The 12,384-nt window shown below is 38.7% G+C and carries 9 protein-coding genes; 7 read left to right on the top strand and 2 right to left on the bottom strand.

Going from position 1 to position 12,384, the window contains the following annotated elements:
• Positions 1-12 precede the first annotated feature (12 nt).
• From hppD to AC6I5C_RS00640, 7 genes are all read left to right on the top strand, one after another.
• The gene (gene hppD / locus AC6I5C_RS00670) at positions 13-1,173 is read left to right on the top strand and encodes a 4-hydroxyphenylpyruvate dioxygenase (protein WP_497903466.1); all 1,161 of its coding nucleotides are present in this window, start codon (positions 13-15) and stop codon (positions 1,171-1,173) included.
• 148 nt (positions 1,174-1,321) lie between these two features.
• A complete protein-coding gene (locus tag AC6I5C_RS00665; protein ID WP_053977105.1) occupies positions 1,322-2,101 on the top strand; it encodes a DUF3108 domain-containing protein in 780 nt (259 codons plus the stop codon).
• 7 nt (positions 2,102-2,108) lie between these two features.
• Entirely contained in the window at positions 2,109-3,041 is a 933-nt protein-coding gene (locus AC6I5C_RS00660) for a tryptophan 2,3-dioxygenase family protein (RefSeq protein WP_497903465.1), read from the top strand.
• 15 nt (positions 3,042-3,056) lie between these two features.
• Entirely contained in the window at positions 3,057-4,358 is a 1,302-nt protein-coding gene (locus tag AC6I5C_RS00655) for a peptidoglycan DD-metalloendopeptidase family protein (RefSeq protein WP_497903464.1), read from the top strand.
• Positions 4,359-4,360: 2 nt separating this feature from the next.
• Positions 4,361-5,983 carry a glucose-6-phosphate isomerase gene (gene pgi / locus AC6I5C_RS00650; protein WP_497903463.1) on the top strand — a complete coding sequence of 541 codons (1,623 nt, stop codon included), beginning with the start codon at positions 4,361-4,363 and terminating at the stop codon, positions 5,981-5,983.
• Between the two features lie 158 nt (positions 5,984-6,141).
• Positions 6,142-8,685 (top strand): TonB-dependent receptor, encoded by a 2,544-nt coding sequence (locus AC6I5C_RS00645; RefSeq protein WP_497903462.1) that lies wholly within the window; start codon positions 6,142-6,144, stop codon positions 8,683-8,685.
• A gap of 9 nt (positions 8,686-8,694) precedes the next feature.
• Positions 8,695-10,374, top strand: a complete 1,680-nt coding sequence (locus tag AC6I5C_RS00640) for a choice-of-anchor J domain-containing protein (RefSeq protein ID WP_497903461.1) — start codon at positions 8,695-8,697, stop codon at positions 10,372-10,374.
• 74 nt (positions 10,375-10,448) lie between these two features.
• Here AC6I5C_RS00640 and gldD read toward each other — a convergent pair whose 3' ends face one another.
• Together gldD and AC6I5C_RS00630 are read right to left on the bottom strand one after the other, a co-directional pair.
• Complete coding sequence (gene gldD / locus AC6I5C_RS00635) at positions 10,449-11,021, bottom strand: gliding motility lipoprotein GldD (protein ID WP_497903460.1); 573 nt, start codon at positions 11,019-11,021, stop codon at positions 10,449-10,451.
• A 31-nt stretch (positions 11,022-11,052) separates the two neighbouring features.
• Complete coding sequence (locus tag AC6I5C_RS00630) at positions 11,053-12,363, bottom strand: gliding motility-associated protein GldE (RefSeq protein ID WP_497903459.1); 1,311 nt, start codon at positions 12,361-12,363, stop codon at positions 11,053-11,055.
• Positions 12,364-12,384: the final 21 nt, after the last annotated feature.

Raw genomic sequence — 12,384 nt, 5'->3', positions numbered from 1 at the left:
AAAATAAAGATTATGAGTAAAGAAATTAAGTCGGTTGAATACGGACTGGAAAAAATATTTGAGGGGGCAGAAGACTTTTTGCCGTTGTTAGGAACTGATTATGTGGAGTTGTATGTGGGTAATGCCAAACAAGCGGCTCACTTTTATAAAACTGCTTTTGGATTTCAATCATATGCCTACAAAGGTTTGGAAACTGGTTCAAGAGATGAGGTGAGCTATGTGCTACTTCAGGATAAAATTAGATTGGTCTTAACCACGCCTTTGAACAGTAAATCACCAATTAACCAGCATATTGTAAAGCATGGAGATGGTGTGAAAGTTGTGGCGCTTTGGGTGGAAGATGCAAGAAGTGCCTATGAGGAAACTACCAAAAGAGGTGCGAAATCCTATATGGAACCAACGGTTGAAAAGGACGAATTCGGTGAAGTAGTAAGAGCTGGTATTTATACCTATGGAGAAACGGTTCACATGTTTGTGGAGCGTAAAAACTACAATGGACAATTTTTACCTGGATTTGTAAAATGGGAATCGGATTATAATCCAACGCCAACAGGTTTGAAGTATATCGACCACATGGTAGGAAATGTTGGTTGGGGTGAAATGAACACGTGGGTAAAGTGGTATGAAGACGTGATGGGCTTTGTGAATTTCCTATCGTTTGACGACAAGCAAATCCATACGGAATATTCTGCTTTGATGAGTAAGGTAATGAGTAATGGTAACGGTCGCATCAAATTCCCAATCAATGAGCCGGCCGAAGGAAAGAAACGTTCTCAAATTGAAGAATATCTTGATTTTTATGAAGGATCAGGAGTGCAGCACATTGCGGTAGCTACAGATGACATTATCAAAACAGTGACTGATTTGCGCTCTAGAGGTGTGGAATTCTTATCAACACCACCGGAAGAATATTACAGCGCAGTTCCTGGAAGGCTGGAAGAGTTCAGTCATGAGCTTCGTGAGGATATCGAAACCTTGAAAGGTTTGGGAATCATGATCGATGCCGATGAAGAAGGATATCTATTACAGATTTTTACCAAACCGGTTGAAGATAGACCAACCCTGTTTTTCGAAATTATCCAAAGAATGGGGGCTCGCGGATTTGGAGCTGGAAATTTCAAAGCCCTTTTTGAATCCATCGAAAGAGAGCAAGAAAAGAGAGGTACATTATAACAAATTTTTAACGTTCCACGTTTTAAAAAACTCCATAAGGCAACTATGGAGTTTTTTGTTTTTTATACATTTGGAACAGTAATTGTTTGTCAGCTTTTTAAACAGCCTCATGATTTGTCAAAAGTTAGGAGGACAAGATACTTTTAACATGAAATTTAATCTTTTTTTTCTCAGTTTTCTTTTCTTTGCGCAAATTGCTTCGGCTCAGGACAAAACGGCTTTTGGCGGAGGCGAATGGTTCAAGTTTAAGATGAGTTACAGTGGCTTTTTAAAGGCGGGTAACGCAACACTTGAGGTGCATGAAAAAATGCTGGATGGTAAAGAAGTATATCATGTAGTAGGTAAAGGATGGACTACAGGAGCCATAGGTTGGTTTTTTAAAGTAGACGACCATTACGAAAGTTATTTCGATAGGGAAACCGGTGCGCCGTATAAGTTCATAAGGAAGATTGACGAAGGTGGACATACCAAGGATATTGAAATCAAGTTTGATCACAATGAAAGCAAAGCGCATGTCAAAAACTATAAAAACGGCGGGAGACAAGTGTTTGCTACAGAAAAAGATGTTCAGGACATGGTGTCGGCGTTTTATTATTTGCGCAACAATTACGATACCGATAAGATAAAGGTTGGAGATGTAGTGAAACTGAACATGTTTTTTGATGAAGAAAACTATGTGTTCAAGCTCAAGTTTTTGGGAAGAGAAACTATCGAGACAGATTTTGGAAAAGTAAAGACACTTAAATTCAGGCCGTACGTAATGGCAGGAAGGGTGTTTAAAGAACAAGAAAGTTTAACGTTATGGGTGAGTGCAGACGAAAACAAGATCCCATTAAAAATTAAAGCAGATTTGGCGGTGGGATCGTTACGGGCAGAACTGGAATCCTTCAGAGGCTTGAAACACTCCTTCCAAATTCAATTTGACTAACTAACATATGGCCAACCCAAATAAATTTGATAATGTCATTGAGGAACTAGAGCAAAAGTTCCAATCCATCAACCAAAGTACCGAAGACCATTTAAAAGGGCTGCTTTACAGTAAGCCCATTACATATTGGGATTATATCCAAACCGATGCCCTTTTGGGGCTTCAAATCCAGCGCACGCAATTGCCAGATGAAATGGTGTTTATTGCCTATCACCAAATCAATGAACTGTTGTTCAAAATGATTTTGTGGGAAATTGAGCAGGTAGCCGAATGTAAAGAGTTAAAAGCCGATTTCTTTGCAGAAAAGGTAATGCGCGTTAGTCGCTATTTTGATATGTTGACCACTTCTTTCAATATCATGCGAGAAGGTATGGAAGTGGAGCAATATATGAAGTTCCGACATACATTGACTCCTGCCAGTGGTTTCCAAAGTGCGCAGTACCGAATGATAGAATTTGCTTCAACAGAGCTGATCAATTTGATCGATTATAGGTTCCGTGCCACCATAGACAGAAATACCCCATATACCCATGCTTTTGAGCATTTGTATTGGCAAGCGGCGGGAAAGGATTACAAAACAGGGAAAAAGTCGACGCTTTTAGTTAATTTTGAAAAGCGCTATAAGGATGATTTCTTGAGGTTTATGGAGAGTTACAATACCAAAAACCTTTGGACTAGATTTAAAGAGCTGCCAATGGAAGCTCAAAAAGATGAAAATCTCGTGCAGGCCATGAGGCATTTTGACTATACAGTCAATATCACATGGGTGATGGCACATTACAATACCGCAAGACATTATATTGAAAGTGGTCTTGGAGACGGAGAAGCAACAGGAGGAAGTGACTGGAAGAAATATATGCACCCCAAATATCAAAGGCGTATATTTTTTCCGGAATTATGGTCGCAGGAGGAGTTGGATAACTGGGGAGAGAATATTTAAAATTGATATAATTTAATGCAAACAAGATTATTAACAGCACTATTTGTGTGTGTGACATTTTTATCATGTAAGGATGATAAAAAGGTGAAAGAAGAGAAAATTGAGCCGTTACAAACTTTTGTTGAACCTGCAGAAATTCACGAGTTCGGATTCAATCTTAACGAGTTTATTGTAAAGCGCGATACCATTAAAAATGGGGATAGTTTTGGAGCTATCATGGAGCGTAATAGAATTGGATATCCTCTTATTTACAATATTGTAGAGAGCGCCAAGGATAGCTTCGATATTGCAAGAAGACTTCAGGTAGGGAAGCCGTATACCTTGTTGTGTTCCAAAGATTCCCTAGAGTTGCCACAGTGTTTTATTTACCAACCTAATCAGGAGGAATATGTGGTAATTAATTTCAAAGATTCCATTCATGCCTATACCAACAGGAAACCTATCAAGTATATTGAAAAGGAAGCTACGGGAATTATAGATAGTAATATTTCCGAAACTTTGGAATCCCAAGGCTTGAGTCCACGATTGGCCTATAAAATGGCAGATGAAATTTACGCCTGGACTATCGATTTTAGACGTTTGCAAAAAGGAGATCGTTTCAAGGTGATTTATACCGATAAATATATAGATGACAGTATTTATGTAGGGGTAGATCAAATAAAGGCGGCTTATTTCGAGCATAATAATGAGCCTTTTTATGCCTTTCAATTTAAAACCGATACTGTGAAGGGTATCGTGGATTACTTCAACGATGAGGCTAAAAACTTGCGACGTGCCTTCTTGAAAGCGCCGGTTCAGTTTGGAAGAATCTCTTCTAGATATAATCTTAACCGCCGAATTGCTTATTATGGTTATAAAGTAAAACCTCACAAGGGAACTGACTTTGCGGCGCCAATTGGGACGCCTATTATGGCAACTGCCAATGGTACCGTAACCGAGTCTACAAGACGTGGTGGTAATGGAAAATATGTGAAGATTAGACATAACGCCACTTACGAAACGCAGTATCTTCATATGAAGGCCCAAAATGTTAAAAAGGGGCAGTTTGTAAAACAGGGAGATATTATTGGTTGGGTAGGTATGACAGGTAATACAGGAGGGCCTCACGTTTGCTACCGTTTTTGGAAAAATGGTAGGCAAGTGGATCCTCTTAGGGAAAAATTGCCAGAGGCCAAGCCTATTTCGGATAGTTTGAAAACAAGATACATGGAATATATTACGCCAATTAGAGCTCGTTTGGATGCCATTCAATTTGAAGGGCTTCAGGAAGATGAAGAATTGTTGGCGGAAGAAACATTAATTACACAAGTAAAATAAAAATGGCATTAAAAGCAATAAACCCTACGACTACAGAGGCATGGAAGCAGCTGAAAGAGCATTTTGAAACCGTTAAAGATGCTCATATGAAAGATTGGTTTGCTCAAAATTCAGAAAGGGCAAATAATATGACCATTTCATGGGAAGACTTCTACGTAGATTTTTCAAAAAACAGGATTACAGGAGAAACTCTTGAGCTTTTGCTGAAATTGGCAGAGGAAGTAGATCTTAAAGATGCCATTTCTAAGTATTTTGGAGGTGATGTTATTAACGAAACGGAAGGTAGAGCGGTTTTACATACCGCTTTAAGAGCTCCAAAAACTGCTGAGGTTTTGGTGGATGGTGAAAACGTAATGACCGAAATCTATGAGGTAAAGGAAAAGATGAAGGCTTTTACCAATCTAGTAGTTTCAGGAGAGTTAAAGGGGTACACAGGGAAAGCGTTTACCGATATCGTGAACATAGGAATCGGTGGATCTGATTTGGGGCCAGCTATGGTTGTGGATAGCCTTACCTATTATAAAAATCACCTAAAGACGCATTTTGTAAGTAATGTTGATGGGGATCATGTGAATGAAGTCATCAAGCACTTAGATCCAGAAACAACCTTGTTTGTAGTAGTGTCAAAAACCTTTACTACTCAGGAAACTTTGTCTAACGCAAGCACCATCAGAAACTGGTTCCTAATCAATGCGCCAGAAGAAGCCGTTGCTCAACATTTCGTAGCGGTGTCTACCAATATAGAACGTGTAAAGGCGTTTGGAATTGATGAAACCAATATTTTCCCAATGTGGAACTGGGTAGGAGGTCGTTTCTCTTTATGGAGTGCGGTTGGACTGTCTATCAGTCTTTCTGTTGGTTTTGAGAATTTCGACAAGCTATTGTTGGGAGCCCACAAGATGGATGAACATTTTAGAACTACCAGTTTTGATAAAAATATCCCCGTGGTTTCTGCACTATTAAGTGTGTGGTACAATAATTTCTTTGGTGTTGAAACTGAAGCAGTGATTCCTTATTCTCAATATTTAAATCAGTTTGCTACCTATTTGCAACAAGGGATTATGGAAAGTAACGGAAAAAGTATCGACCGAAGTGGGAGTCCAGTAAACTACCAAACAGGAACCATAATTTGGGGAGAGCCGGGAACCAATTCGCAACATGCTTTCTTCCAATTGATCCACCAAGGGACAAAATTAATTCCAGCCGAATTTATTGGGTTTGCCCAAGCATTACATGGAGATAAGGATCATCAGGATAAATTGATGTCCAACTTTTTGGCGCAAACAGAAGCCTTGCTAAATGGTAAGACAGAGCAACAGGTGAAAGAAGAAGGTGCTTCTGGTGCTTTGGTGCCGTTTAAGGTCTTTGAAGGTAATAAGCCTACAACCTCTATACTAATTGAGAAATTAACGCCAGAAAGCCTTGGAAAATTGATTGCGATGTATGAGCATAAAATTTTTGTTCAGGGGGTTGTTTGGAATATTTTCAGCTACGATCAGTTTGGTGTGGAGTTAGGAAAACAACTTGCCAATACTATTTTGGAAGATATCAATGCTACAGGAAATGCTAATAGCCACGATGCTTCCACACAAAACCTTTTGGAGTTTTATAAAAAACTTTCTTAACAAATGTTAAAAAACTTTTAACAGCTTTCATGTTTAATTGTTGACGGTTTGATATTAATCGTTAACTTTCAAGTGCTTAATTGCTAATGTTAAGGTAATATTTGATTATTTTTATTAGGTAATTTTGCTAAGACTAATTCAAATTTCAACAATTAAACATGAAAAACATTTACCAGTTACTATGTGCAGCTGCTGTATTTTTATGTAGTTCGGCGCTGTTCTCACAAAGCACTATCAAAGGTAAAATCATCGGTTCAGACTTCAGTGAACCCTTACCAGGTGCAAACATCATTGAAAAGGGGACATCAAACGGGACAACCACCGATTTTGATGGGAATTTCACAATTACTACACAAGCAAGTTCGGGAGAATTGGTGATTACCTACGTAGGGTATACCACCCAGACCATTACCTTTAGTGGTGATCAGGACTTTGGAGTCATTACTTTGGAGTCTAGCGAGGTTGGGTTGCAGGAAGTCCAAATCATTGCTTCCGTGGCTGTAGATAGGAAAACGCCGGTGGCAGTGTCTACGGTAAAGGCAGAAGAAATTGCCTTAAAGCTGAGTACCCAGGAATTTCCTGAAATTTTAAAATCAACGCCAGGGGTGTATGCCACAAGAGCTGGTGGTGGTTATGGAGATGGAAGGATTAACCTAAGGGGATTTGATTCAGAAAATGTTGCTGTTATGATTAATGGTGTTCCTGTTAACGATATGGAAAATGGAAGGGTCTATTGGTCTAACTGGGCTGGATTAGGAGATGTAACATCTACTATGCAGGTGCAACGTGGTTTGGGAGCTTCCAAAGTAGCGGTTCCTTCTGTTGGGGGAACCATTAATATTATTACAAAAAGTACGGATGCCGAAGCAGGCGGAAATATTGCTTCCAGTATTGGTAATAATGGGTACTTAAAGTATGGTATGACATATTCCACGGGGTTAACCTCAAAAGGTTTTGCTGCTACGGTAAGTGCTGCTAAAATCTCAGGAGATGGTTATGTTGATGGTACTGAATTTTCTGGTTTTAACTACTTTGTGAGTTTGTCTCAACAGTTGAATGAAAAGAATAGATTGACCTTCAGTGCGTTTGGAGCACAGCAAGAGCATGGGCAACGTTTTAATAGATCTACTATTTCAGAGTTGCAAGCTACCGAGTCAGGACCTAGAAGGGCCAATAAAGATTGGGGATATAAAAACGGGAAGGTTTATCATCAATCTTTTAATTTTTACCACAAACCACAATTGTCCTTAAATCATTTATGGGAGATTAATGATAATTCTGCTTTATCAACTGCGCTTTATGCTTCTTTTGGTAGTGGTGGTGGACGTAGAGATGAAGGAAATAAAATTGGGTCAAATGATTATAGAATGGGTAGTTCTGGTTTGCAGCCTATAGATTTTGATAGAATTGTTGATGAAAATATTGCTAATGGAGCTGCTGGTTCTACAGATATTATTTCTTCATCTAGAAACTCTCACGAATGGTACGGGATTTTATCTACCTACAAAAATTCACTAAGCGATAACTTGACAATTTCGGGAGGATTGGATACGCGTTATTATATAGGATCGCACTGGTATGAGGTAGATGATTTGCTTGGAGGTCAGTTTTTCCTAGATAATGAGTCGGATACCTTTGCTTATGGCAAGCCATTAAAAGTTGGAGATCGCTATAATAAGGATTATGATGGTATTGTGCTTAGATATGGCCTTTTTGGTCAAGCTGAATACCAATTAACAGATGACTTAAACTTCTTCCTTGCTGCGGATGTGTCTAATTCTAACTACAAGAAAAAGGAATTTATGAATAGTGAGATCACCGGTAGCAGAACTTCAGACAATGTGGATTTTCTTGGTTTTGGTGTGAAAGGAGGAGGGAACTACAACTTGGATATCAATAACAATGTGTTTGTTAATGTTGGATATTTTTCAAAGGCACCTTTTGTGATTTCGGTATTCTTGGATGAAGATACGTTAGATGCCAATAAGGATGCAACAAATGAAAAGGTCTTTAGTGTAGAAGTTGGTTATGGGTTTAGAGCAGAAAAGTTGTCTGCAAACGTGAATTTGTACCGTACCAGTTGGTTGGACAAAGCAATCAATGGATCTTATCCAGGAGCTACTCCAGAGGCAGACAGAATTTATTATAATTTAACGGGAATGGATGCTTTACACCAGGGGATCGAAATTGATTTGCGTTATAGATTGTCGGATGACCTTACCTTTACAGGGATGGCTTCTATAGGTGATTGGAAATGGAAAAGTGATGTATCGGCCATTATTAGAGACCAAGACGGTGAGGAGATAGATGTGGTTGATGTGTTTGCGAAAGATTTGAAAGTAGGTGATGCAGCTCAAACAACCTTTGCTTTAGGGGCTAATTATAGGTTTGCAGATAGATCTAGAATCTATTTGGATTATAATTATGCGGGGAATATGTATTCTTCCTATTTGGTTACTAGTCGTGGAAGTGCTGATCTTCCTGATACATGGGAAACACCAGCCTATGGACTATTTGATGTGGGTGTGAGCCATGCTTTCGATATGGGATCATTTGAGGCCGTATTGAATGGAAAGATCAATAATGTTTTTAATACAGAATATATATCAGATTCTAATGATGTGGATGGAACAGCTGCTAGTGCTTTAGTTTACTATGGTGCAGGTAGAACTTACAGTATAGGATTAAAACTTAATTTTTAAAGAAAAGCGATGAAAAGAGTATTTTATTTATATGCAATTTTTTTAGGGGCAATCGTATGTTCTTGTAACCCCATGGATGACCTTCACGATGAAGCAAGAGAAAATGCAGTTGGAGTTGTTGAATCGATAGAATTGACTTTGACGGATGATGATTACGATGAGTTGGACTTGCAATACGGGAGTTTCAATTCCGAAGATGAAGCTCGGGAATTGTTGCCTCCATATTTGGCAGAATTGTATCCTTATTTGGACACAGGGTCATCTGTTAATGTATTCTATAACCTGTATATTGGGAATGCAGAAGGAGTAAGCGATTTTACAGGGGCAGATGAGTATGAATTAACAATCGCAGATTATGCCGCTTCTGGCAGTGATGCTTTTGGGTATTATCCTAATGTGGATGTTACTTCGGAAATAATATCTGTTTTGGAAAACCAAATTGAGGCACCTACTGAAGGGCAAATTGTATTGGCTAGATACAGACAATATTTTGAGGATCCTGAAGTTGGTTTTGCAAGCTTGTTTGAATATAATTTTAACGGGTCACTTGATGGATTTGAAAACATAAGTGTTGCTGGAGATGGTCAAGTATGGGAACCTGCATCATTTGGAGGAGTGGAATATGTTTATATGAGCGGGTATGATGGTGGCTCTGTCGTAAATGAGGACTGGTTGATTTCTCCAGAAATGGATTTGTCTGGAGAAACAGATATAAGAGTTCAAATTAGACAAGCCATTAACTATGCTGATGATGTGTCATTGTTATCAGTATTAGTTTCTTCAGATTATACCACTGGAGGAGACGTGATGGCAGCAACTTGGGAACTCATTGATTTTGCAGATGCGCCAGCCGGAAATAATTGGGATTTTATACTTTCTGAAGATTATGATTTGTCGGCGTATGACGGGGAGACCATCCATATAGCTTTAAAATATGAATCTACAGCAGACGATGCGGCCTCTTGGGAGGTGGACCAGTTGCTTGTAAAAGCTTTAGGGGTTTCAGGTGAATATAATTCAAAAGGTGAGTTTTTTATGTATTCGGGAGAGGAGTGGACACCAATGGAAGGTGTTTATTTTTTAAGCTCTGCCGATTTTGATGCCATGGGAGAAGGTGAAGGGCAACCAGGAGAGAACAATACCTTTGGAAGTTCAATTCCACCAAATAATTATTTGCCAACGTTTATGAGTATTAATTTCCCTTACGGCCAAGAGGAGGAGCAACTTTTTGTGATTTATGACTATTCTTCGAGTTCGTCAGGTGCTCAGTTAAGAGGGAATTTATATACGGTAATTGATGGGGTTTGGACTGGACATGAGTCTACTATTGAATCTAGTTTACAATTTGGTTATGATGGAACGGAATGGGTGCCAGATAATACAATCCAATATACTTTAACAGGGGCTGATTACGATTATATTGCTACAGCCTATGCGTCTGAGCCTGGATTTGAGGCGGCCGCTGGAAATTTGGCAAACTATGGTAACTTTAATAGAACAGGGGGAGGTACTTCTTGGAGTGACGATATGATGTTTACGGTATTAACAGACCTTATGGCCAATGTGGTTGATCCTACGGCAGAAGAAGGACAGAAATATGTGTTGAGCTATGATGTTTACAATGGAAGTAATGCTGTTGAGACCATGAGTCTTATTAAAGAAGGTGGAGAATGGATTTTGAATGAATAGAAATTCTAGCTAAGCATAATAAAAGAAAAAGCCATCAACACGTTGATGGCTTTTTCTTTTTTATATGTAAACAATTAATTCCAAGTAATGGTTTCCATGATATGCTTGATGTCGTTTTTTAAATACACGGCAGCAGGATAAATGGAATCGTAGTTTGGTTTTGCATAAAAGTACAAAGAACCTGTTAGGAAGTGATTTACGCTGTCTGTAACGTAGAATTGCGATTGACTGGCGGCATTGCCACCAACTTCGTAAAACATCCCAAAAACGTTATGTAATTTGTTCTCGTAAGGTTGTTCGATAATCTCATCGGCTTTCACAACATGTTTTTGGGTAAGGTTTTGGGCATCCTTAATCAGGGATTCCAAATTATCCTTGTTCACTTGTTTATAGGTTAGGTAAATGGTCCCTTTCATTTCTGGATACTGAATGTCCAAACCAAAAGTGTTTTTGGATTTATCTACCTTAATATTGTCAATGTCTTCAGCTATTTCGTTTTGTTCAAATGAAAAAGGCAATGCAGTCTGTACCGTATGGTAATTTGCTTGGGGATAATCTAAACGTAAAAAAGCCTTTGGTTTTGGAATTGGGTCTTCTGCACATGATAGACAAAGTCCTGCCAAAATAACTGCTACTAATCTCTTCATTTTAATATGATATTATCCTAAAAAGGAACTTTTAGGCGTCTAAAATAGTAAACTTTACTTGCTTAATGCGTTTTTTATCTAAAGCCTCTATGGTAAAAACGTAGTTTTTGAAATTTATTTTGCTGTTGCGCTTAGGGAACAGCCCAGAAATTTCAAGAACAAATCCGGCGATGGTTTCGGCTTCGCCTTTATGGTCTTCAAAAATAGATTCGTCATCTATCTTGATGATTTTGTAAAAGTCCTTTAAAGGGGTTTTGCCTTCAAAGGAATAGTTCTTGTCGTCAATAATGGTGTATGACAAATCATCGTCGTCATACTCGTCGCTAATGTCGCCAACAATCTCCTCGATAACATCTTCCAAAGAAATAACGCCTGATGTCCCGCCATACTCATCAACCACAATGGCTAAGTGCACTTTTTTGCTTTGGAATTCAAGCATCAAATCGTCCAATTTTTTGTTCTCAGGAACAAAAAATGGCTCTCTAAGCAACGTTGTCCAGTCAAACTGTTTTTTATCTATGTGTGGGAGTAAATCCTTTACATATAGAATCCCAATAACGGAGTCAATACTATCTTTATAGACAGGGATTCTGGAGTAGCCATTTTTTGTGATTTGTTCAATGACTTCACTATACTTTTGATCGGTTTGCAAAGCGAAAATGTCCATTCTAGGTTTCATCACCTGTTTGGTATCGGTATTTCCAAAGGAAACGATTCCCTGTAAAATTTTGTGCTCTTCGCGAGTGGTGTCCTGTTCACTTGTGAGTTCCAAAGCCTGTGATAATTGATCCACACTTAAATTGGATTTTTGCTTGCCCAATTTGTTGTGGATGGCAATGGTGATATAGCGCATTGGTAAAGTGATGGGGGTGAAAATAACATCCAAAACTTGGAGCGGAATGCTCATGAAAGTGGAGAACTTTACCCTGTTTCTGCTAGCGTATATTTTAGGGATGATTTCTCCAAACAATAAAATTAGGAAGGTAATCACGACCACTTCCAAGAAAAACTTCATCCAATAGCTCTCAATGGAAGCAAATAGGTGTTCGCCCAAAAATGCAAACAAGATCACAATACCCACGTTTATAAAATTGTTGGCAACCAAAATGGTGGCCAATAACTTTTTGGGGCGCTCCAAAAGGTTGGAAATAATTTTAAAAGTATTGGGTTTTTCTTCTAGACCGTTATCGATGTCTGACCGGGTTAAAGAAAAGAAGGCAACTTCTGCCCCTGAAATAAGGGCGGAACATATTAATAAAATAACAAGCAGTACAATTCCAGAAATTAAGGGAACGTTGATGGAAATTAAAGGTAATATGAAACTCGGGGGTTCAGGGTCCAATTCAAAAGAGATTAGTTAAAC

The sequence above is a fragment of the Mangrovimonas sp. sgz306409 genome, from assembly GCF_059735265.1.
Note: the sequence above shows the minus strand (reverse complement) of the source record. Positions and strands in the feature narration are given on the sequence as shown.

Bases quoted from the DNA above. Each gene is read 5' to 3' on its own strand.
- pgi (WP_497903463.1), top strand. From the start codon at position 4,361: ATGGCATTAAAAGCAATAAACCCTACGACTACAGAGGCATGGAAGCAG.
- AC6I5C_RS00665 (WP_053977105.1), top strand. From the start codon at position 1,322: ATGAAATTTAATCTTTTTTTTCTCAGTTTTCTTTTCTTTGCGCAAATT.
- AC6I5C_RS00655 (WP_497903464.1), top strand. From the start codon at position 3,057: ATGCAAACAAGATTATTAACAGCACTATTTGTGTGTGTGACATTTTTA.
- hppD (WP_497903466.1), top strand. From the start codon at position 13: ATGAGTAAAGAAATTAAGTCGGTTGAATACGGACTGGAAAAAATATTT.
- AC6I5C_RS00640 (WP_497903461.1), top strand. From the start codon at position 8,695: ATGAAAAGAGTATTTTATTTATATGCAATTTTTTTAGGGGCAATCGTA.
- AC6I5C_RS00660 (WP_497903465.1), top strand. From the start codon at position 2,109: ATGGCCAACCCAAATAAATTTGATAATGTCATTGAGGAACTAGAGCAA.
- AC6I5C_RS00645 (WP_497903462.1), top strand. From the start codon at position 6,142: ATGAAAAACATTTACCAGTTACTATGTGCAGCTGCTGTATTTTTATGT.
- gldD (WP_497903460.1), bottom strand. From the start codon at position 11,021: ATGAAGAGATTAGTAGCAGTTATTTTGGCAGGACTTTGTCTATCATGT.